Here is a 21,486-nt window from a genome sequence, read left to right as displayed (position 1 = left end):
ATCGCAGCCGCCACCGACAGCGCTCATGCGTCCCGGCGGGGGGCAGGCATCCCGCAGTGCTCAGGCGTCCCGGCAGGAGGGTCAGGCGTCCCGGCGGGTCAGGCTCGCGGCCGCCAGGGTGAGGGCGACGGCGAGGTAGCCGACGAGGGTGGCCAGACAGCCGGCCGCGCCGAGCCGGTCGGTGCCGCCCGCGGAGGCGACGGTGCTGCCCAGGCCCTCGAAGACGCTCTGCAGGCCGAACCGGGTGGCGCCGTCACCGAGCGGCGCCAGCAGCATCGGCGAGAGGAAGAACAGGCCGAACAGCGCGGCGACGGCGCCCGCGGTGTGGCGCACCAGGAAGCCGAGCGCCAGGCCGAGCAGGGCGAAGACGGACAGGAACACGCCGCAGCCGACGACCGCGCGCGCCACGCCCGGGTCGCCGAGCGACACCGCCAGGTGCTTCCCGGCCAGGGCCCGTTGGCCGAGCAGGAAGGTCAGGAACGCCAACAGCTGCCCGAGCAGCGCCGACACCCCGCCGACCACCAGCGCCTTGGCCGCGAGCACCTGGCCCCGCCGGGGCACGGCGGCCAGGGTGCTGCGGATCTGGCCGGTGGTGTACTCGCTGGAGGCGGCCAGGGTGCCCAGCGTGCCGATCGCCAGGACGGCGACGTAGAAGCCGCCGGAGAAGCCGTAGCGGACGGGGTCGAAGCGCTCGCGCTGGACGGCCGTCCAGACGTCCCAGTTGTCGGCGGCGCTGCCGTAGTCGATCAGGCCGATGAACAGGGCGGCGGCGAGCGCGACGACGGCGGTGAGCGGGGTCGCGCGGACGCTGCGCAGCTTGACCCACTCGCCGGCCAGTGCGCCTCGGGTGGTGGGGGCGGTCATGTGGTCCTCTTTCCGGACGTAGTGGTGGTGGCCGTCATGCGGTCCGCCTTCCGGACGGACCGGTGGTGGCGCGGTAGTCGACGGTCTCGCCGGTGGCGTCCAGGAACGCCTGCTCCAACGAGGCCTGCCGGACGGTGAGTTCGTGGACGCCGAGGCCGTGCGCGGCGGCCAGCTCGCCGATCGCCGCCGGTTCCAGGCCGCCGACGGCCAGTGCCCCGCCGGGCTCCTCGGCGACCGGCGCGGCCCCGGCGGCGCGCAGCAGCCGGGCCAGTTCGGCCGGCCGGGCGCAGCGGACCAGGACGTCGGTGCGCGCGTTCTCGGCGAGGAAGTCTGCGGTGGGGCGGTCCGCGACGAGCCGGCCGCGCCCGATGATCACCAGGTGGTCGGCGGTGACGGCCGTCTCGCTCATCAGGTGCGAGGAGAGCAGGACGGTCCGGCCCTCGGCGGCCAGGTCGCGCAGCAGGGTGCGGATCCAGTGCACGCCCTCCGGGTCGAGCCCGTTGACCGGTTCGTCGAGCAGCAGGACGGGCGGGTCGCCGAGCAGGGCGGCGGCGATGCCGAGGCGCTGCTTCATGCCGAGGGAGAACCGCCCGGCCTTGCGGCGGGCCGCCTGTTCCAGGCCGGTGCGGGCCAGTACCTCGCGGACCCGGGACGGCCCGATGCCGTTGGTGACGGCGATGCCGAGCAGGTGGTGGTAGGCGGAGCGGGCGGGGTGGACGGCGCCGGCGTCGAGCAGCGCCCCGACTTCCCGCAGCGGGTGGCGCAGGGCCGCGTACGGCCGGCCGTTGACGGTCGCCCGCCCGCTGGTCGGGGCGTCCAGGCCGAGGATCATCCGCAGCGTGGTGGACTTGCCCGAGCCGTTCGGCCCGAGGAAGCCGGTGACCTGTCCCGGCCGGACCGTGAAGGTCAGCCCGTCCACGGCGACGGCGCCGCCGTAGCGCTTGGTGAGGTCGCGTACCTCGATCATCGTGGTGCCTTTCCGGGTTTCCCGGTCGGCCGAGGGGGCCGACGCGGGCTCCACGTTCCCGCCCGGTCCCGGTGCGGGGCGTCCCGCCGTGGGGGGAGATCACGGCGTTCAGCGGGGGCGGCCTCTGCCCGTGGTCGTAGGCCCACAGGGCGATGCCGGGCGCGGGGGCCGCCGCTAGCCTGGGGAGATGCCCCGTGCTCCGCATCCACCGGTGACCAGGAGGCTGCGCCCGGGCCACTGGGTCGCGGTCGACCTGGCGGTCTCGCTGACCCTGACCGTGCTCACCTGGTTCCGGGTGCTGGACGCCTACCGGGTGTTCGACCCGCACCACCGCGGCTACCCGAAGCCGACGTCCGCGGAGCTGGTGACGGTGCTGGTGTGCGTGGTGGCGGTGGGCGCGGCCGCCGGGCTGCGCCGACTCGCGCCGGTGGCCGCGGCCGGGGTGGTGTTCGCCGCCTGGACGGTGGTGGTCGCGGTGGCCGGGCAGCTGACGATCGCCAACCTGGCCGGGTTCCTGGTGGTGGTCGCGGCGGCGATGGTCGTCTACCTGGTCGCGGCCGCCGGGCCGATGCGGCTGGGCCTCACCGTCCTGGCGTCCGGCCTGGTCGGGGCCGGGCTGAGCCGGTTCGGGTCGCGGGAGCTGTGGAACAACCTCGTGCTGTCCGCACTGGAGGTCGTCACCGCGTGGGCGCTCGGCTGCGCGGTGGCCCGCTACCGGGCGTACGGCGCCGAGTTGCGCCGGCACCAGGTCGACCTGGCCACGGCGGAGCTGGCCGAGGAGCGGATCCGGCTGGCCCGGGAGCTGCACGACGTGATCGCGCACAGCATGAGCGTGGTCAACGTCCAGGCCGGGTACGGCCGTTTCGTGATCGGGCGGGATCCGGCGCAGGCCGAACAAGCGCTGGCAGCGATCCAGGCGGTGAGCCGGGACGCGATGGTCGAGATGCGCGGCCTGCTGACCGTCCTGCGCGGCGCCGACGGGGCCGGGCTCGCGCCCGCGCCCCGGCTGGCCGATCTGGACCGGCTGGTGGCGAGCAGCGCCGAGGCCGGGGTGCGGGTGGAGCTGCGGGTGGGCGGCGTGGTCCGGGAGCTGTCCGACGGGGTCGAGCTGTCCGCGTTCCGGATCGTCCAGGAGGCGCTGACCAACGTGGTGAAGCACGCGCACGCGGCCGAGGCGCGGGTCGCCGTGGAGTTCGAGGAGGAGGCGCTGGTGCTGGAGGTGAGCGACACCGGGCGCGGCGGGCCGGTCGGGGTCGGCGGACACGGACTGGCGGGGATGGCCGAGCGGGTCGGGCTGTACGAGGGCCGGTTGGAGGCCGGGCCGCTGCCGGGCGGCGGGTTCCGGGTGCGCGCGGTGCTGCCGCTGGCCGACGCGGCTGGGCGGGAGGCGTCGTGACGGGAGACGTCGCGAACGGGGCGCCCGCCGGCCCGCCGATCCGGGTCGTGGTGGCCGACGACCAGACCCTGGTGCGGGCGGGCCTGGCCGGGATCGTGGCCGCCGCCGACGGCTTCGAGGTGGTGGGCGAGGCCGCCGACGGGGCGCAGGCCGTCCGGCTGGCCCGCGCCTGGCAGCCGGACGTGGTGCTGATGGACATCCGGATGCCGGGCACGGACGGCCTGGCGGCCACCCGGCAGATCACCGCCGAGAGCGCCGTACGGATCCTGATCCTCACCACCTTCGACCTCGACGAGTACATCTACGGCGCGCTGCGCGCGGGGGCGTCCGGCTTCCTGCTGAAGTCGACCCCGCCCGAGGAACTGCTGACCGCGATCCGGGTGGTCGCCGCCGGGGAAGCGCTGCTGGCCCCGAGCGTCACCCGCCGGCTGATCCGCGAGTTCGCCGCCCGGCCCGCCGCCGAGCCGGCGACCGCCGCGCCCGGCGGCGACGAGCGGGAGCGGGTCCTGCGCGCCGTCACCGGGCGGGAGTTGGAGGTGCTGACACTGATCGGTCGCGGGTTGACCAACGCCGAGATCGCCGAGCAACTGTCCGTCAGCACCGGCACGGTCAAGACACACGTCGGCCACCTGCTGGCCAAGCTCGCCGCCCGGGACCGCGTGCACCTGGTGATCACCGCCTACCGCGCAACCCTCGTCGAATCCTGACGGCCGCCCGCCCCAGGAGCCCTGGGGCGGACCGTGGACGGGACCGCGCCTCAGACCGGCCTCAGGACGGCCGCAGGGTCAGCGCGAACTGGGGCAGTGCGAGGAGCAGCACGGCGGTTCCGGCCTCGATCCAGCGGTACTTCGCCCGGATGATCGCACTGGTCCCGGCCAGCGAGGACAACAGCGCCCCCACCGGATCACGACCCCCGCATTCGAAGACGCGGCGCAGCCGCTCCACCCCCGCACCCGGCGCGATGTGCCCGAAGTAGGCCGGGCTGGTCGGGGCCTGCCGCTCGCCCTTCCGGTACCGGGGGACGAGGGCGGCCACGAAGCAGGCGACGGCCAGCAGCGCGCTCGCCACCGCGCTCCACCACAGGAACGGGACCGCCCAGGCCCGGGGCCCGGATCCGCCGCCGCTCCCGCCGCCCCCGCCCAGCGGGATGAACACCCCGAGGACCGCGCCGGTGAACGCCAGGAACACGGCGGCCTTGGCGTCGGCCCGGGTGAGCTCCATGCTGTTGGCGGCCACCAGGCGCTCGATCGCCGCCACCGCCGACGGGCTCGGGGCGGCGTCCGAGGCGGTGGTCGGCTCGGTTGGCACCCGGCCGCCGGGTATGCCGGCGGCGGTCACACCGGGCTCCCGTTCGCCACGCCGCCCGCCCAGCCGTTGGCCTGCGAGCGGATCTTGACGAACTCCGGCCCGGTGCCCTGCGGCCCGGGGCCGGGCACTCGGCGCCCGAGCGCGACCAACCGGTCGCGCAGCATCCGGGACAGCTCCTGCCTCTCCTGCTCGCTCAACTTGCCTAGCATCATCGCCAGTTTATCCTCCCAGGTGGTCTCACCCCGGAGCAGTTCGGCGTGGCCGACCGCCCAGTCCAGGACCTCCCGGACCTGGTCCGGGTGTCTGGCCAGCCAGAGCGCCGCGAGCGACACCGGCCCCTCCTGAACGGCCCGGCGACAGAACGCGTACTCGTCCTCGCTCTTGTCCATCCAGTTGTAGGGCACGTCGGCCCCGTCCGGCTCCCCGAGCCGCAGTTCGGCGTCGTGCTCCCGAGCGGACACGTCCGTGACGCGGTAGCCGAGGCCGCAGTGCGGCAGGAGGTGGGGCGTCGCGAGGTAGTGCATCAGCTCGGCCTCGGTCAGCCCGTGCCCGGCGGTGGCGAACTGCTCCTTGAGCTGGCGCAGACGCTGTTCGAGGTCCTTGCGGACCGGCAGCCAGCCCCGCACGGTCCGCGCCCGCACGACGTTCACGGCGTCGTGCACCCACCACAGGACGTGGACGTCCACCGACTTCGTGCCGTACGGGGTCGACAGGCCGACCGCCCGCGTCCCGGACCGCTCGTCGAGCTCGACCAGGTACGCCTCGTCGAATCCGCGCAGGCCCGTCCGGACGGCCACCGGGCCCTCCAGGTCCGGGTCCTCATCGGCGCGGGCGCGGCGGCGGTGCCCCACCTGGTGGTAGAGCCCGTCCCGGTCCAGCAGGACGAGCGCGCGGTCGCGCCGCCCGGACCAGCGGTGGCGCAGGATCTCCCGCCACGGCGCCTGGGTGGCGCGGGCGTAGACGGGCGGGTCGCTGTCGGCGGTCATCGGGCTCCTCCATCGGCAGGGGCGGGCCGGTACGGCGGCGGTTCGCCCCGGCGCCAGGCGTCCAGGGCGTGCTGGGCGATGTGCCGTCCGGCCAGGTCGGGGTTGTCGTCGGCGTCGATCTCGACGAACAGGCGCATTTCACCGAGGCTCATCTCCTGGGCGAGCGCGGTCAGCAGCGTCTCCACGGCGGCGCGCAGCGGTTCGTTCCACACCGCCGAGGCGCACCAGGAGAGCAGTGAACGGCTGGTTTCGCCGAAGAGGTCGTCGTCGTTGAGCGACCGCCGGATGAAGGTGATCACGATGTCGGCGAGCTCGCCGTCGGTGAGCAGCTGGTCCTGGAGCCAGGACGGATTCCACAACAGAGCAGGGAAGACCTGGAGCGAGAGTTCGGCATCAGACTCGGAACGGTCTGCCCAGGCCGCAAGATGGCGCAGGACCAGCGCCTGGCTTCCTGCCGCGAACAACGCCTGCAGTGCCCGCCGGACGGCTGCCGCGACCCTCAACTCGTCGCCCTCCCGCCCCTGGTAGCAGCGCCGCAGGAGCGACATCGCGAACTCCGGCCGGGACACCCCATAGTCCCTTCCACAAGCGTCGGCGGCCGTGGATCGCAGCCGCCAGCTGCGTGCGTAGCTCCAATCCGTGAGTCGGTACTTCACCTCACTGGCCAATACCGGGTCCTGCCCCGCGATACTCAGGGCGAAGGCGGCCGCACTCCGGCTCTGCCCGCGCTCCGACTTGGCCAGGTCGGAGATGTGTTTCAAGGCGCTCCGACCGCCACCCCAGCTGGCCGCCAGCCCAACCACACGCCCCAAGGGCACGGCCAGTTCGGGGTCCTTTTCGGAGACCGTGTCCATCCAATCGGTCAGCAACCTGGACAGCTCGCCGTACTGCCGCCACACGTGCCGCAGCACCGTCTCGGCCTGGCGGTGCCGGGTGAAGCGCACCGGCTCCACCGTGTAGGTGTAGCGGGAGGTCGCCCGGATCTCGCCGGGCGCGCACTCGGCCCGGACGGTCGCCAGGAGTTCGTCCAGCGACCGCCGGAAGACGAAGCGCGGGTTCGGGCGGGGGGCCTCCCGGCTCACCGCGCCGCTCTGGCCGTCGTCACCACCCGTCGACAGGACGGAGTCGAGACGGCCGTCGGCCAGCTTGAGCAGCCGGTCGGCCTCGTCCCGGACGATCCGGTGGTCGAGTCCTTCGAAGACGCTGGTCGCCAGCAGGAACGCGAGTCCGTCCGGGTCGTCGTGCAGCTTCTTCAGCAGGTCGGGGACCTCCTTCTCGGCGAGGAAGCTGAGCCGCCTGCGGAGATCGGCGAGGTCGGGGCCCTCATCGCCGGCCCTGGCCACCTCGGCGACCAGTTCGGCGACCTGGGCGGGGACCAGTTCCGACGCCAGGAGGTCGTCCAGCCCCGGCCGCAACCGCTCCAGCAGGTGCCGGCGCCGGTCGGAGTCGGGGACGGCGGCCTTCAGACGGGCCTCGAAGACCGCGCCCGGCGGCGGGGGCACGCAGCGCACCGGGGTGAGGTCCAGGTCACGGGCGAGGCTGCGGAGCAGGTCCGGGTCGTGCGGCAGCATGACCACCATGCGCGCCCTCGCATCCGCCAGCAGACGGCGGAGGTTGGCGACCACCGCCGGGCCGAGCCGGAGGGTGGGCAGGAGGCCGTGCACCAGGTAGCCGCGGGCCTCGGCGTCGCGGGGGCGCCAGGTGGACAGGTCCTCGTCGCTGTCGAGCGCGCGCAGCTTCATGCTGTGCCCGCTGTGCTGGGACAGCAGGTTGAGGGCCGCGGTGCGGCGCCCGGTGCCGGGCTCGCCCGCCAGGAACAGCAGGCCGGTGTCCAACTGCCGCAGCGCCGAGGGGAACCACTCGGGCTGGGCGAAGCCGGCCCGCGCATCCAGGATCTCCAGTGCGGAGATCGGGCCTTCGTGCGCCTCCACGTGCGGGCCGCCCGGGGCGGACGCCCCGCCGGCGTTCTCGACTCGCTGGTCCCCGTGCACCGCGCCGGTGTTGATGTTGCCGTTCGGGGCGTAGATCAGATGGGGCCCACCGGGGGCCGCCCAGCGGCCGAGCCGGCTGAGGAACTCCCGGTCGGGGTCGGCGAAGTCGTCAGCGTCGTCCGGGTCCGGGTATCCGGGCTCGGTCCCGTCCTGGTCGGGCGCCGGGCCCTTGGACGCCGGGCCGTCGGGGCGGTCGCCGGACTGGCTGTCACCGGACGCGCCATCGGCGGACGGCCGCTCCTCGGCGCTCACCGGCGGCGCTCCTTCTTGTCACCGTGGAAGGTGTCGCCCTGGTTGCCGTGGACCGTATCGGCCTTGTGGCCCGCCACGTAGTCGCCCCCGAAGGAGTCGCCGCGCACGAAGTCACGCCCGGCGTAGTCGCCGCGCACCTTGGTGACCTGCTGGTCGCCCTCCACGTTGGTGACGTGCTGGCTGCCGTGCACCGTACCGTTGTTGATGTTTCCGCGGTCGGCCTGGTAGCTCACCGGCCCGCTCCCCGCGCGGCCGCCGTCCACCTGCCCGGCCGAGGGCTCCGCCGCCGCGGCCTGCGCCCGCTCGTGCTCCCCGACCACGGCGTCGCCCAGGATGCGACGGTCGTAGAGGTTCCCCGAGGGCGCGGGCACGTACAGCCAGGCCCGCTGGTCGAACTGCTTGCCCTCGACGGTGGCCGGCACCTCGATGAAGTGGTCGGGATGGCGGCCGGTGAATCCGCCCGCCACCGCGTCCTGGTAGCAGCGGTCGGACAGGATGGCGGCGACCTGGGTGATGCTCTCGTTGGAGGCGGCCAGCATGGCCTTCACCGGGCGGGAGTCGAGCAGGCGGTGGGTGTCGTTGCGGGGCGTGCCGTTGCCGTCGAACTCGCCGCCGGAGTCGGGCAGCGGCCCGATGTGGAGGCTGACCCGCAGCCGGATCCGCACCGTTCCGACCGAGTGCACGTTGAACTCGGTCAGCACCTCCTGGAGGGTGTGCAGCCACGGGTGGATCAGGAACGGCATCCACGCGGGGTCGAAGCCGAAGACGTAGCCGTCGCCGGTGGAGGCGGGGAACCGGCGGCCGTGCCAGACCTCGGCGAGCCCGGCGCGCTCGAAGGACCACTGGAGGACCTTCGGGACGGCCTGGCTGATCATGCCGTGCTCGATGGCCGGGTAGCCGGTGAAGTCCTTGGCGTCGACGGCCACGATGCCCCGGTACGGCGGCAGCTGGCGGCTCCGGCTGTAGGGCAGGGCGCTGGCCTCGGGCATCGGCTGGTCGGACTGCGACATCTGTGCTCCTTGTGGTTCCCGTGCGGACCGTGTGCCCCAAGCTTCGCGAGCGCGCGCCGTGCGGTGTGCTCGCTCAGTGCGGAAACCTGGTGACGCCCGTCACACGAACTGACGCGGCATCAGTCGTGCGGGCTCCTCCGAACGAACCGGCGCCACGTCAGTCACGCGCCCCACCGGCCACCCGCCGGAGCGCGGACAGGTCACCGATGACGATCGACTTCCGTCCGGCGTGGACCTGGTGGGAGCCGAGTTCGGCCAGGCCCGCGGTGACGGTGTTCCGGGACACCCCGAGGTGCTGGGCCAGTTCGTCGCGGGTCAGGGCGAGTTCCGTACACCGACCCGGCGGCCCCGCCGGGTCCGCGGAGACGTCGGCCAAGGCGGCCAGGGCGGCCGCCAGCCGGGCCACGATGTCGCCGCCGCTGCGGGCGAGGTCCGATTCCCGCAGCCTGCCCATGGCGTAGCGAACCATCACCGGGAACAGGTCCCGGTCCGTGACGAACCGCAGGAACGCGGCCTTGGTGAGGACCGCGACCGTGCAGTCCGAGATCGCCTGGACGCTCGCCGAACGGACCCCGTCGTCCAGCACGGCCACCTCGCCGAGCAGTTCACCGGGGCCGCGGAACGCCAGCAGCCTGACGTCTCCGGTGCGCTCCCGTCGGGTCACCTTCGCAACCCCGCTCAGCAGGGCGAGCACGTGCGTTCCGGGCTCCGCCTGGCGCAGCAGGGTGGCGCCGATCGGATGCCGGCGCTCGAAGGCCTCCGCCAGCATGCTCTTCCAGGTCGCGTCACCCATGAGTCGGCACAGGGTCTGGCCCAGGGGGTCCGCCGTTCGGCCGTGATCGTTCATGCGATGACCTTAGGAGCCGCCACGGCGGGTGCGCAGACGGATGCGGTCTCCCGCCGGAATTTCCCCTGGGCGCCCCGGCGGTGGCGGCCCCCGGGAGGGGGGTCGGCCCGGTCGGGGGTGGCGCAGGGGGCGTGCCGTAGCACGAACTCGTATTTCAGGGCAGGGAATTGGCGAAGAAACCCTTCGCATGAGCGAATCCGGGGCGGGTTGGCGGTGCGGGCGGGGCGGGGCGAGAAGCCTGGTGGCGGGACGGCGGCCGGCCGGGGCTGAGACTGGTGTGCGAGATGTCCGGCATGTCCGGCACGGCGGGACAAGTCGGTTGTACAGCTGGATTCTTGAACTTCCGTCAGGATTGTCCTGAACTTGGCTATGCTGCATCACCATGCCTCCGGCGCCAGCCGTCGCCCGTCCCCGTACTGTTCCGATCGTTTGAGGATGCCGAGAATGCTTCGAGCTGGATCATCACCCGCCAGACGGCCGTCCGCGCCCCTGCTCGGGTGGCTGCTGCCCACCGCCGTGATGGCGGCGGCCGTGGCGGCCGCCGCGGCGGTGGTGTCCGCCGGGGTCCGTGCGGAGGTGCTCTGGTGTGGGGCGACGGGCACCGTGCTGGTGGCCGTGGTGGCCGCCGAGTCGGCCCGCCGGGGTCGTGCGCTGGCCGCGTTGCGGGAGCAGCACGCCCGGCAGGTGGGCGAGTTGCAGCGGCGGCTGGCCGGCCAGGAGGCCGAGGCGGTGCGGCTGGCGAAGGAGGAACTGCCGCGGCTGGTGGCCCGGGCCCGGTACGGCGCGTCGATGGACAGCCTGGCCCGGTCGTACCAGGTGCGCGATCCGCTGGCCGCGCCGAAGTTCCGGGGCGCGCTGGAGTCGGTGGTGCGCGGGATCATCGTCGCCGTCGACGACGAGGTGAACCGGCGCGACTCCGCCGAGCGGGCCTTCGTCAACATCGCCCGCCGGGTGCAGGCGATCATCCACCGGCAGGCCAAGGACCTGCGCGAGATGGAGGACCGGCACGGCAACGACCCGGCGGTCTTCGACGACCTGCTGCGCCTGGACCACGGCAACGCACTGACCGGCCGCCTCGCCGACAGCATCGCCGTCCTGTCCGGCGCCCGCCCCGGCCGCCAGTGGACCAGGCCGGTGGCGCTCTACAGCGTGCTGCGCGGCGGCATGTCGCGCATCCTGGAGTACCAGCGGGTGGACCTGCACCCGGTGGCCCAGGTGTCGGTGATCGGACCGGCCGTCGAGCCGCTGATCCACGCCGTCTCCGAACTGCTCGACAACGCCACCCGCTACTCGCCGCCGCACACCCATGTGCACCTGAGCGCCGCCGAGGTGCAGAGCGGCATAGCGATCGAGATCGAGGACGGCGGCCTCGGCCTGACCGACGAGGCCCGGATCCGCGCCGAGCGCAGTCTGCGCGAGGCCCAGGTCTCCAAGGACCTGGACGACCTCACCGAGTCTCCCCGGCTGGGCTTCGCGGTGGTCGGCCGGCTGTGCCAGGCGTACGGCTTCCAGATCTCGCTGCGCCGCTCCGCCTACGGCGGCGTCCGGGTCGTGCTGGTGGTACCGCAGGAGTTGGTCACCACCGCGCCCCCGACCGGGCGGGCGCACGGGATCGGCGCGTTCTCCGGCCCCCGGCCGCTCCCGGCGAACCCGCCCAAGTCGGCGGCCCCGTCGCGGCCGTGGGGGGCGCGGGCGGCGGCGACCGGCGTGACGGGGCCGTCCGTCGGACCGTCCATCGGGCCGTCCTTCGGGGCGTCCGGTCCGTGGGCGCCGAGCGGGCCGGGCCCGGGGGACGACGAGGTGGTGGTGACCGAGCGCACCGCGAACGGGCTGCCGCAGCGGCGGCGCCGCCCGCCGACCCCCCCGGCGGGCTACCCCGGATCGGCCCGGACCGCCGGACAGTACGGCAACCCGGCCGCGGGGCCCGCCGCGGGCCCCGCCCCGGGGACGGGAGGGCGTCACGCCAAGGAGCCGGTACAGCCCGGCCTCTGGCTGGAGGCGTTCACCGAGGGGATCAACGGCCATGGGCCAGCCGCGAGTTCGGCCGGTCAGACCAATGAAGAGACGGCAGGGAAAGGCGAGCAGTGATTCCGCACCGCAGCAACATGGACTGGATCCTCAAGGACCTCGCGGACAGCGTGCCGTACATCCGCCACATCGTCGTACTCTCCGGCGACGGCCTCCGGATCGCCCAACACGGCACCGATCCGGACACCGCCGACCGGCTCGCCGCCGCCTGCGCCGGGCTGCAGAGCCTGGCCGCGGCGGTGGGGCAGGAGTTCCCGCACGGCGACGGCTCGATGCGGCTGGTGGTGATCGAGGTGGACGGCGGCTTCTTCTACCTGATGGCGGCCGCCTCCCGCGCGTACCTCGCGGTGCTCGCCGACGAGGGGGTCGACGCCGGACTGGTGGGCCAGCAGATGCGCGACCTGGTCGCCCGGATCGGCGAGCACCTGGCCACTCCCCCGCGCAACCCCGAGGTGGTCGCGTGAACCGGCCGGAGCGGCGGGCGGAGCAGCGGCCGGTGCGTGGTCCCGGCCGGGACAGGGACCGCGACCGCCTGACCCGGCATCGCGGAGCGGGCACATGAACGAGCACAGCGAGGCGGGCACATGACGACGGTCGACCAGGACGGGTGGGACGGCCCCGACCCCGCCCGCCTGTACGTGATCACCCGCGGCCGCAGCGGCCCGGCCGGACCGGGCGTCTTCGACCTGGTCACCCTGATCGTCTCCCGCGCGGAGCCGACGCCCACCATGCAGCCCGAGCACGCGGCCATCCTGCGGCTGTGCCGCTCGCCGCTCTCGGTGGCGGAGGTCTCCGCCTACCTCGAACTGCCCACCAGCGTCGTCACCGTGCTGCTGGCGGACCTGCTCGACGACGGGCGGATCGAGGCCCGCGCCGCCGTCCCCAAGGCGGAACTTCCCGACCGTGCCCTGTTGGAGGCGGTGATCCATGGACTTCAAAGGCTCTGACACGGTGGTCGGGCCGGCCGCCTCGGACCTGCTGCCGGACTCCGTCGCGATGGCGGTCAAGGTGGTGATCGTGGGCGGCTTCGGCGTCGGCAAGACGACGCTGGTCGGCTCGGTCAGCGAGATCCGCCCGCTGACCACCGAGGAGACCATGACCCAGGCCGGGGTCGGCGTGGACGACCCCACCGGGGTCGAACGCAAGACCTCCACCACGGTGGCGATGGACTTCGGCCGGATCAGCATCAGCGACCAGCTCGTGCTGTACGTGTTCGGCACCCCCGGGCAGGAGCGGTTCTGGTTCCTCTGGAACGGCCTGTTCGAGGGCGCCCTGGGCGCGGTGGTGCTGGTGGACACCCGCCGGCTGGAGGTCAGCTTCGAGGTGATCGGGCGGCTGGAGGATCGCGGCGTGCCTTTCGTGGTGGCCGTCAACGACTTCCCGGAGGCGCCGGCTCACCCGGTCGACGAGCTGCGGGCCGCCCTCGACCTGCCGCCCGAGGTGCCGATTGTGGCCTGCGACGCGCGCAGCCGCGAGTCCAGCCGGGACACCCTGATGACCCTGATGCGGTACCTGTACGAGCTCGCGGCCCCGACCGCCCGCTGACGACCGCCCGCTGACCGGGCCAGCCATGCCCGCCCGCGCGCCCCGCCGGCCGAACCCCCCGTCCGCCCCGCCGACCCCACCCGACCCCGGAGAGCCCGTGAGCACCCCGTTCCCCGACGACGCCGCCCCCACCCCGCCGCCCGGCTGCCCTGCCCACGGGCACGCCCTCGAACCGTTCGGCCCCGGCGGCGTCCGGCGCCTGTACGGGCCGGAGGCCGAGGCCGACCCGGCGGGCCTGTACGAGAAGCTGCGCGCCGAGCACGGCGAGGTGGCCCCGGTCCTGCTGCACGGGGACCTCCCGGCCTGGCTGATCCTCGGCCACGGCGCGAACATCACCGCGATGCGCTCGCCGTCCCTGTTCTCCCGCGACTCCCGCCTCTGGTCGGCGTTCCGCGACGGCGACGTCCCGATGGACTCCCCGCTGATGCCGGTGATCGCCTGGCAGCCGCTGTGCGTGTTCGCGGACGGCGAGGAGCACCGGCGGCTGCGCGGCGCCGTGCTGGACGGCCTGAACCGCTTCGACCGGCGCGGCGTGCGCCGCCACGTCCGGCGGTTCACCACCGAGCTGGTCCAGGTGGTCGGGCAGACCGGCCGGGCCGAGCTGGTCACCCAGTTCGCCGAGCACCTGCCGATGCTCGTCATGACCCAGCTGCTCGGCATGCCCGACGAGTACGGACCGCAGCTGGTGGACGCCGCCCGGGACCTGATGAAGGGCACCGAGACGGCCATCGCCAGCAACGAGTACGTGGTGGCGAGCCTGCGCCGGACGATGGCCGCCAAGCGCGAGGACCCGGGCGGCGACCTGGTCACCTGGCTGCTGGAGCACCCGGCCGGGCTGACCGACGACGAGGTGATGGAGCACCTGCGGGTGGTGCTGCTCGCCGCGAACGAGACCACCGTCAACCTGATCGCGGACACCCTGAAGATGGTGCTCACCGACCCCCGGTTCCGCGCCCACCTGTCCGGCGGTCAGATGACCCTGGGCGAGGCGCTGGACCAGGTGCTGTGGGACTCCCCGCCGATGTCGCTGGTGGCCGGCCGCTGGGCGACCGTCGACACCGAGCTGGGCGGGCAGCAGATCAGGGCCGGTGACCTGCTGCTGCTCGGACTCGCGGCCGGCAACGTCGACCCGGTCGTCCGGCCCGACCTGGCCACCCCGCTGTACGGCAACCGCTCCCACCTCTCCTTCGGCGCCGGCCCGCACGAGTGCCCCGGCCAGGACATCGGGCGCTCCGTCGCCGAGGCCGGGATCGACATCCTGCTGACCCTCCTGCCGGACCTGCGGCTCGCCGTGCCGGAGGAGGAGCTGACCTGGACCTCCGCCTGGATCTCCCGGCACCTGGTGGAGCTGCCGGTGGAGTTCACCCCGCGCGAGATCGAGCCGCACCCCGACTCCAAGCCGGTCGACGCCCCGGACCCGGCAGCCGTCACCGCACCCGAACCCGCGCCGGCGGTGGCGGAGGCGATGGAGGAGGCACCGGCCGCCGTCCGGATCCCGGCGCAACGGCGCGGCTGGTGGCGGACGTTGACCGGCCTGTTCCGGCGCTGACGAACCGTGGCTAGTGGCGGTCGGTGCGGGGCCGCTGCAGGGTGAAGGTGTCGACCGGGGTGAGGTCCCCGTGCGGGCCGTCGAAGGTGTAGTACGTCACCCGCATCCTGGTCAGACCGCCGCGCCGGTCGCCGGGGTCGACGTCGAAGGCCGCGAAGCCGTGGGTGTGCTGCCGGTCCTGGACGGCGGCCCACGGGGCGTCCTCGGTCAGCCACACGGACTGCCGGTACGGCGCCGGCGGGCGCGGCGCGTCCTCCAGGGCGACGACCACCCGACCCTTGGGCTCCCCGAACAGGTCGTCCTGGGTGGTGGCGGCGTTGCCGCCGGCGCCGATGACCATGTGGACGGTGCCGCGGCTGGTGTCGACCGTGTGGAGGTCGGTGCCGGACGGCACCGGGGTGCGGGTGTCGTTGGGGAGGGTCCCGCGGACGGGGTGGGAGCGCTCGTAGTAGTGCTCGTGGCCGCTGACCACCAGGTCGACCCCGTAGGCGTCGAACAGCGGGCCCCAGGCCTCGCGGATGCCGAGGTCGCTGCCGGCGCCGTGCTGTGAGCTGGAGATCATCGGGTGGTGCATGCAGACCACGATCCAGTCGATCGCCCTGCTGCTCCGCGCCGACCGCAACTCGCGCTCCAGCCAGCGCTGCTGGGCCCCGCCGGAGTAGCCGCGCAGGTAGTGGTCGCCGCTGTCCTGGATGGCCACGTCGTCGTTGGCCAGGCTGATGAAGCGCACCGAGCCGACCGTGAAGGCGTACCACATGCCCCGGGTCTCCGCGTCATCGGCGGCCGCGGAGTCGGGCAGTTCGAAGTAGGTCTGGTAGCCGAGGGCGCCGATCGGGCCGTTGCCGGCCTCGTTCTCGCCGTTGCCGGCGCAGGGCATCCAGGGGCGCAGCCGGGCCGAGCGGCTGTTGTTGATGAACCAGTCGGCCCAGGTCAGCGTGCGGCTCTGGCCGTGCCGGCCGCTGTAGGAGGCGTAGCAGAGGTCGCCGTTGACCAGGTTGAACAGCGGGCCGACGCGTTCGACGGCGGCGACGATGTCGGCGGAGTGCGGGGTGCCGACCTGGCTGCTGGTGAACACCGGGTACTTGCCGAGCGGTGACGGCATGCCGTCGGGGAAGACCACCTGGCGGCGGAGGTTGGGGGTGGCCTGGTCCCCGAAGCTGGTGAAGGTGAAGGGCGCGCGGCCGCGCGGGGCGGTGGTGAAGGAGCCCGGCTCGGGGCTCGCACCGTCGTGGCCGGCGGTGTAGAGGTACGTGGTGGCGGGGCGCAGGCCGGTGAGGCGGGCGTGGTGGACGTACACCTCCTCCTTGCCGAGGGCGTCCCGGTAGGTGCGGGTCTGCGCCTCGACGACCCGGCCGAGGCCGCCGTCCGGTGAGCCGAGCCGGACCTGCGGGCGGCGCACGGACTGCGGGGTGATCCAGGAGACCGTCATGTCGGCGGACGGGTCGGTGCCGAACTGCAGGTGCAGCCCGCTCACGCTGGGCGCCCCGGTCCGGTGCGGGGTGGACTGGAGCAGCGGGCTCGCGGCGGGCCCCGCCTCCTGGCCTGTCTCCGGGCTTGCCTCCGGGTCCGCCGCCGCGGCCGGTTGGGCGGCCGCACCGCCCGCGACCAGCGCGGCGCCGGCCGCGGATGTGCCCTTGAGAATGGACCTGCGTGCGATCGTCATGGAGCTCCGCCTGCCGAGTGGGGGTGTCGACCCGGAGCACTGTACAGACATGTGCATGCAGAAACGATCGATATGACGGACGGTCACCACCGGTACGACGGAGGGCATGCGTCGGCCCCGGCGGGGGTCGGGGGCTCCGCCGGGGCCGGGCGCAGGGGGTCGGGCGCAGGGGGTCGGGCGCAGGGCCCGGGGGTCAGGCGCCGAGAATCAGGCGCCGGGGATCAGGGGCACTGCTTCCAAGCGAGGTGGTAGACGGTGTTGATGCTGCCGTCCGTCGAGTCCATGGTCATGAAGCTGGTGGTGCTGTTCGGGTCCGAGCTGCCGGCGCCGACCCGCAGTTCGGTGTTGATGTTGAAGTTGCGCTCCTCGCCGCAGGGGGCGAAGACCAGGGCGGCGACGTCGACGGTGTCGGTCGCCTGCCAGTTGTCGTCCTTGGGGCCGTTGAAGTGGTGGCTCAGCTGGGCGGTCGAGGGGTCGCCCTGGAAGTAGTAGCTGGCCTGCTGGGTGCCGCTCGCACCCTTCTCCAGGTGGGCGAAGCCGCGGTAGTCGGCGGAGGCGATCGCGTAGGTGAAGCCCTGGGGCACGTGCACCCGCAGGTTGAGCTGACAGTTCTTCCGGAAGTCGGTCGGCTTCGAGCCGACCCCCACCTGGGCGAGGTAGCTGCTGTAGGTCACGGTGAAGGCGGTGTTGTCCGGGGAGACGGCCACGGCGGCCGTCCCCGCCGGGCAGCCGGAGCCGTTGACGGTCGCGACGTCGATGACGATCCGATCCGGCGGCGTCGGGAGCGCGCCGGCGCCGAGGGCCGGCGAGGCGAACAGGGTTGCGGCGATTCCGGTCGTGGCCAGTACACGGAGCAGCATGGGCTTCCCCTTCGATCGTCCACGGAGCCGGGGCCGGCGCGGTCACGTTCCGGGCGCGGCCCCGAAGTTGACATGGCTATGTCACCACACTCGGGGCGTCCGCGTACAGGGGGTGACGCGCCTCCCGGGTGACCTGCGGGCGTGGGTCCGGCGGTCCGTCGACGGGGCCTCGCATAGTCGGATGGCCAGTCACACCTTCCGATCGTGAGACGAGCCGACGATGTTGCTGCCCCACCGCCGGACCGCCACCGCGGCCCTCGCCCTGTTCCTCGCCCTCCCGGGCTGCGGCGCCCCGGACACCGCCCCACCGCCCGCCGCCACGGCGACCCCCACCGCAACCGGGCCGCGACCGTTCACCCTGGTCGCCACCGGGGACGTCCTGCCGCACACCGAGATCATCCAGCAGGCCAAGGAGGACGCCGGCGGGAGCGGATACGACTTCACCGCCATGCTCGCCGGCATCAAACCACTGGTCAGCGGCGCCGACCTGGCCATCTGCCACATGGAGACGGTCTACGGCGCCGACGGCGGACCGTACACCGGCTACCCGACCTTCAAGTCCCCGCCGCACGTCGCCCGGGCCCTCAAGGACACGGGGTACGCCTCCTGCGACACCGCCTCCAACCACACCCTCGACGACGGCCCCGCCGGGATCCGACGCACCCTCGACGCCATGGACGCCGTCGGCCTCGCCCACACCGGCTCCGCCCGGACGGCCGACGAGGCCGGCCGGCCCGCACTGCTCCGGGCCGGCGGCGCCACCGTCGCCCACCTCGCCTACACCTACGGGACCAATGACATCGCGCCGCCCGAGGGCCGGCCCTGGGCGGTCAACCTGATCGACCGGGACCGGATCCTCGCCGACGCGCGCGCCGCCCGGGCGGACGGCGCGGACCTCGTGGTGGTCAGCGTCCACTGGGGCACCGAGTGGCAGGACGCGCCGAACGAGCAGCAGCTCACCCTCGCCCGCGAGCTGGCCGTCGAACCGGCGCCCGGACAACCCGACATCGACCTGATCCTCGGCACCCACGCCCACATCCCGCAGGCCTACGAGAAGATCGGCGACACCTGGACGGTCTACGGCCTCGGCGACCAGCTCGCCGGGCACATGTTCACCTACGACGGCGCCGAGGACCCGCGCGGCAACTGGAGCTCCCTCGCCCGTTTCACCGTCACCCCGCCCGCCCGGCCGGGGCTGCGCTGGACGGTGAGCCGCGCCGAGTTCGTCCCGCAGATCACCGACCTCGGGCCGCCCTACCGGGTGCTCGACCTGCGCGAGGCCGTCCGCCGCAACCCCGGCCGCGCCGACTACGCCCGCGCCCTGGAGCACATCCGCTCGGTGGTGCTCAGCCGGGACGCGGGCGCGGCGGGGCTCACCATGGCGCCGTAAGGCCGTTAAGCCGTTAAGCCGTAGGGCAGTTAAGCCGTGGGGCAGTTAAGCCGCAAGGCCGTTACGGCTTGCGGCCCAGCCCCGCGTAGGCCGCCACCTCGTGGTCGCCGAGCACCGGGCCCTCGCCCAGCTCCGGGTGCCAGCGGTTGATCAGCACCACGCCCAGGTCGTCCAGTTCCAGCCCGGCGAAGAAGCGCTCGACGCCCGCGCGGGGGCGCAGGTGGTTCTCGATTCCGGCCTCCGAGTAGCGGCGGGAGCCGATCGCGACCAGGTCGGGAATCGAGTCGGCGGTGCCGGCGGTCAACGCGAGGAAGCTGCCGGAGGGCAGGGCGTCGACCAGCGTGCGGACCGGCGGGTGCGCGGCCTCGTCGGAGAGGAAGTGCACGATGTTGATCAGCGTCAGCGCGATCGGCCGGTCGAGGTCCAGGGTGGCGGCCACCGCGGGATCGGCGAGGAACCTCCCCGGCTCGCGCAGGTCGCCCTCGACGTAGGCGGTGCGGCCCTCGGGGGTGCTGGTGAGCAGCGCGCGCGAGTGGGCGAGCACGATCGGGTCGTTGTCGACGTACACCACCCGGCAGGACGGGTCGACGGCCTGGACGACCTCGTGCAGGTTGGGCGTGGTGGGGATGCCGGTGCCGACGTCCAGGAACTGGCGGACGCCGTGCACCTCGACCAGCCGGCGGACCATCCGGTGCATCACCGCGCGGGCCTCGACGGTGGCGGCGCGCGAGCCGGGCCACTCCCCGAGGATGCGGTCGCCGACCTCGCGGTCCACCGGGAAGTTGGTCTTGCCGCCGAGCAGGTAGTCGTAGACCCGGGCCGGGTGCGCACGGTCGGTGCGCAGGTCCACCTGCGGCGCCTCCTCGAACCGGACCCCGGTCAGCCAGCCGTCCGGACCGCTGTTCTCCATGTCTTGCCCTTCCGCACGTTCGTTCCCGTCCCACTCAACCACAGGACGTGATCGAACGTCAGCCGCTTTGGGACGGTACCCGACCGCTGCGCGCCTTGACCGCCGGAGCCCCCACGGCGGCGACGAAGGACGGCACCCGCAGGGCGGTGACGAGGCCGAGCGCCGGGCCCAGCGTGCAGAGGGTGACGTAGCCGGGGATCAGGCCGAGGCGGTGGTGGTCGTGCAGCCACTCGGCGAGCAGCGGGAAGGAGCCGCCGAACGCGGCGATGGTGGCCGCGTTGACCACGCCGAGGCCGAGGGCGCGGACCTCCGTCGGGAACAGCAGGCCGGTGAAGACGTTGAGCGTCCCGAGCACCGTCGCCACCAGCATCCCCAGCAGCACGGCGACGACCTGGAACGGCAGCCAGCCCTGCCGCAGCCCGATCAGCAGGACCGGGACCAGCAGCACCGGCAGCGCGAACCCGGCCCGGGCCACCGGCAGCAGGCCGAAGCGGTCGGCGGCGGCGCCGCTGAGCAGCATGGTGGCCAGCACCACCGCGAGCACCACGGTCATGAAGGAGGTCGCCTCCTCCCGGTCGACCACCCCGTAGGCGGCGGCGTACTGCGGCAGGTAGACCAGGGCGAAGTAGTAACCGACCGTCCCGCCCAGGGTGTTGAGGAAGACGGTGAGCACCGCCCAGCGGTGCTCGCGCAGCACCCGCAGGAACGGCGGGCGGGCACCCGTCGACTCCGCCCGGGCGCGGCGGAACTCCGCGCTCTCCGGGGCCGCCCGGCGCACCCAGACGGCGGCCAGCCCGAGCAGCGCCGCGACCACGAAGGCCCAGCGCCAACCACCGTCGGTCACACCGGACTTGCCGAGGGTGTGCAGCAGCAGCGCGAGCACCCCGTAGGAGAGCAGCGAGCCGACGATGATCCCGCCGTAGGAGACCGAGCTGAACGCGAAGCGGTGCCGGGGCGGGGCCGTCTCGGTCACGTACGCGGCGACGCTGGGCGCCTCCCCGCCGAAGGCCAGCCCCTGCACCACCCGTGCGGCGACGGCCAGGACCGCCGCCCAGGCGCCGATCGTCCGCTGGTCCGGCAGCACGGCGATGCCGAGGCTGGCGGCGGCGATCACGGACATGCCGAGGGTCAGGGCGAAGCGCCGCCCCCGGGTGTCGCTGAGCCGCCCGATCAGGTACGAGCCGACCGGGCGGGCGACGAACCCGACCGCGAAGGTCGCGTACGCCCCGAGCAGGCCGCTGACCCCACTCTTGCCGTGCCCGAAGAGGTCCGCCGCGAAGTACGGGGCGAGGACGGCGTAGATGTTCCAGTCGAAGGACTCGACCACCGAGCCCACCGTGGCGGCGGCCAACTCCCGTCGCCGCCGGCCGGCTTGCGGCTCCTCGGGCGGCGGGGTGGTTCCGGTCCGATCTGTCATGGCCTCAGCATGGCACCGATCGGGGTGCCGCGGTATCGGACGCGGCGAGGTCCGCCGCCCCCGGCGGCCCGGTGCTACCGGCCGGGGTGGTGGACGAAGCGGTAGGTCTCGCGGTCCAGTTCGGTGACTTCCACGCCGATCGCGGCGGGCACGTCGAGGCGGGCCTCCAGCGCGGCGAGCACCCGGGCCGTCAGCTCGGCACGCTGCGCGATGCTGCGGCCGGCCAGGATCTTGATCTCCACCAGCACCACCGCGCGCCCGTCCGCCCCGTCGCCGACCACGTGGCGCCCGGCCGGGCGGAACAGCGTCTTGCAGTCCGCCACGGTGGTGTCGATCACCTCGGCGATCAGCCGGTGGACCTCCTCGGCGAAGCCCGCCTGGTCGAGGGCGAGGCCGGCGGAGTGGTCGACCAGGATCTGCGGCACGGAAACCTCCCGGGAGACGGAGCCCCCGTCGGGCCCCTCGGACAGTGCCGTGACGCTACCGCGCGCGGCCGCACAGCC

At 73.7% G+C, this 21,486-nt stretch carries 20 protein-coding genes; 8 read left to right on the top strand and 12 right to left on the bottom strand.

Annotation, left to right across the window (positions count from 1 at the left end):
• Nucleotides 1-81: 81 nt before the first annotated feature.
• Both AB0R04_RS27350 and AB0R04_RS27345 read right to left on the bottom strand, forming a co-directional pair.
• Nucleotides 82-864, bottom strand: coding sequence for a hypothetical protein (locus AB0R04_RS27350; RefSeq protein WP_363375786.1), 783 nt, complete (start codon nt 862-864; stop codon nt 82-84).
• Nucleotides 865-898: 34 nt separating this feature from the next.
• On the bottom strand, nt 899-1,831 hold the full coding sequence (locus AB0R04_RS27345; RefSeq protein ID WP_363375783.1) for an ATP-binding cassette domain-containing protein: 933 nt from the start codon (nt 1,829-1,831) through the stop codon (nt 899-901).
• A 211-nt stretch (nt 1,832-2,042) separates the two neighbouring features.
• Between AB0R04_RS27345 and AB0R04_RS27340 the strand changes: the two genes are divergently transcribed.
• Nucleotides 2,043-3,227 carry a histidine kinase gene (locus AB0R04_RS27340; protein WP_363375780.1) on the top strand — a complete coding sequence of 395 codons (1,185 nt, stop codon included), beginning with the start codon at nt 2,043-2,045 and terminating at the stop codon, nt 3,225-3,227.
• Nucleotides 3,224-3,934 (top strand): response regulator transcription factor, encoded by a 711-nt coding sequence (locus AB0R04_RS27335; protein WP_363375779.1) that lies wholly within the window; start codon nt 3,224-3,226, stop codon nt 3,932-3,934. Before AB0R04_RS27340 ends, AB0R04_RS27335 begins: the two co-directional genes overlap by 4 nt.
• 61 nt (nt 3,935-3,995) lie before the next feature.
• Here AB0R04_RS27335 and AB0R04_RS27330 read toward each other — a convergent pair whose 3' ends face one another.
• The 5 genes from AB0R04_RS27330 to AB0R04_RS27310 form a co-directional block, all read right to left on the bottom strand.
• Nucleotides 3,996-4,565 carry a Pycsar system effector family protein gene (locus AB0R04_RS27330; RefSeq protein ID WP_363375776.1) on the bottom strand — a complete coding sequence of 190 codons (570 nt, stop codon included), beginning with the start codon at nt 4,563-4,565 and terminating at the stop codon, nt 3,996-3,998.
• Nucleotides 4,562-5,521: a hypothetical protein gene (locus tag AB0R04_RS27325; RefSeq protein ID WP_363375773.1), complete on the bottom strand. Its 960-nt coding sequence runs from the start codon at nt 5,519-5,521 to the stop codon at nt 4,562-4,564. The genes AB0R04_RS27330 and AB0R04_RS27325 overlap by 4 nt, the downstream gene beginning before the upstream one ends.
• Nucleotides 5,518-7,764: a hypothetical protein gene (locus AB0R04_RS27320; RefSeq protein WP_363375771.1), complete on the bottom strand. Its 2,247-nt coding sequence runs from the start codon at nt 7,762-7,764 to the stop codon at nt 5,518-5,520. Before AB0R04_RS27320 ends, AB0R04_RS27325 begins: the two co-directional genes overlap by 4 nt.
• Entirely contained in the window at nt 7,761-8,774 is a 1,014-nt protein-coding gene (locus tag AB0R04_RS27315; protein ID WP_363375769.1) for a hypothetical protein, read from the bottom strand. The genes AB0R04_RS27320 and AB0R04_RS27315 overlap by 4 nt, the downstream gene beginning before the upstream one ends.
• 157 nt (nt 8,775-8,931) lie before the next feature.
• Nucleotides 8,932-9,621: a cyclic nucleotide-binding domain-containing protein gene (locus AB0R04_RS27310; RefSeq protein WP_363375767.1), complete on the bottom strand. Its 690-nt coding sequence runs from the start codon at nt 9,619-9,621 to the stop codon at nt 8,932-8,934.
• Between the two features lie 444 nt (nt 9,622-10,065).
• Between AB0R04_RS27310 and AB0R04_RS27305 the strand changes: the two genes are divergently transcribed.
• The 5 genes from AB0R04_RS27305 to AB0R04_RS27285 all read left to right on the top strand — a co-directional run bounded on the left by AB0R04_RS27305 (nt 10,066) and on the right by AB0R04_RS27285 (nt 14,743).
• A complete protein-coding gene (locus AB0R04_RS27305; protein WP_363375764.1) occupies nt 10,066-11,709 on the top strand; it encodes an ATP-binding protein in 1,644 nt (547 codons plus the stop codon).
• 17 nt (nt 11,710-11,726) lie between these two features.
• Nucleotides 11,727-12,113 (top strand): roadblock/LC7 domain-containing protein, encoded by a 387-nt coding sequence (locus AB0R04_RS27300; RefSeq protein ID WP_208869028.1) that lies wholly within the window; start codon nt 11,727-11,729, stop codon nt 12,111-12,113.
• A gap of 120 nt (nt 12,114-12,233) precedes the next feature.
• Nucleotides 12,234-12,596, top strand: coding sequence for a DUF742 domain-containing protein (locus AB0R04_RS27295; protein WP_363375760.1), 363 nt, complete (start codon nt 12,234-12,236; stop codon nt 12,594-12,596).
• Nucleotides 12,577-13,194, top strand: a complete 618-nt coding sequence (locus tag AB0R04_RS27290; protein ID WP_063345929.1) for an ATP/GTP-binding protein — start codon at nt 12,577-12,579, stop codon at nt 13,192-13,194. The genes AB0R04_RS27295 and AB0R04_RS27290 overlap by 20 nt, the downstream gene beginning before the upstream one ends.
• A 97-nt stretch (nt 13,195-13,291) precedes the next feature.
• Complete coding sequence (locus AB0R04_RS27285) at nt 13,292-14,743, top strand: cytochrome P450 (protein WP_363375758.1); 1,452 nt, start codon at nt 13,292-13,294, stop codon at nt 14,741-14,743.
• A gap of 10 nt (nt 14,744-14,753) precedes the next feature.
• Here AB0R04_RS27285 and AB0R04_RS27280 read toward each other — a convergent pair whose 3' ends face one another.
• The gene (locus AB0R04_RS27280; protein ID WP_363375756.1) at nt 14,754-16,406 is read right to left on the bottom strand and encodes a metallophosphoesterase family protein; all 1,653 of its coding nucleotides are present in this window, start codon (nt 16,404-16,406) and stop codon (nt 14,754-14,756) included.
• 221 nt (nt 16,407-16,627) lie between these two features.
• Nucleotides 16,628-17,266 (bottom strand): DUF4360 domain-containing protein, encoded by a 639-nt coding sequence (locus AB0R04_RS27275; RefSeq protein ID WP_363375754.1) that lies wholly within the window; start codon nt 17,264-17,266, stop codon nt 16,628-16,630.
• Between the two features lie 220 nt (nt 17,267-17,486).
• On the opposite strand from AB0R04_RS27275, the gene AB0R04_RS27270 reads away from it, so the two are divergent.
• Entirely contained in the window at nt 17,487-18,656 is a 1,170-nt protein-coding gene (locus tag AB0R04_RS27270) for a CapA family protein (protein WP_363375751.1), read from the top strand.
• 61 nt (nt 18,657-18,717) lie between these two features.
• Here the strand turns inward: AB0R04_RS27270 and AB0R04_RS27265 are convergent, their stop codons facing one another.
• From AB0R04_RS27265 to AB0R04_RS27255, 3 genes are all read right to left on the bottom strand, one after another.
• Nucleotides 18,718-19,566 carry an SAM-dependent methyltransferase gene (locus AB0R04_RS27265; RefSeq protein WP_363375750.1) on the bottom strand — a complete coding sequence of 283 codons (849 nt, stop codon included), beginning with the start codon at nt 19,564-19,566 and terminating at the stop codon, nt 18,718-18,720.
• 58 nt (nt 19,567-19,624) lie between these two features.
• The gene (locus AB0R04_RS27260) at nt 19,625-20,983 is read right to left on the bottom strand and encodes an MFS transporter (RefSeq protein WP_363375747.1); all 1,359 of its coding nucleotides are present in this window, start codon (nt 20,981-20,983) and stop codon (nt 19,625-19,627) included.
• A gap of 74 nt (nt 20,984-21,057) precedes the next feature.
• A complete protein-coding gene (locus AB0R04_RS27255; protein ID WP_363375744.1) occupies nt 21,058-21,408 on the bottom strand; it encodes an isomerase in 351 nt (116 codons plus the stop codon).
• Nucleotides 21,409-21,486 lie beyond the last annotated feature (78 nt).

The organism is Kitasatospora sp. NPDC056731 (assembly GCF_040687675.1).
In the GTDB taxonomy this organism is placed as follows: domain Bacteria; phylum Actinomycetota; class Actinomycetes; order Streptomycetales; family Streptomycetaceae; genus Kitasatospora.
Note: the sequence above shows the minus strand (reverse complement) of the source record. Positions and strands in the feature narration are given on the sequence as shown.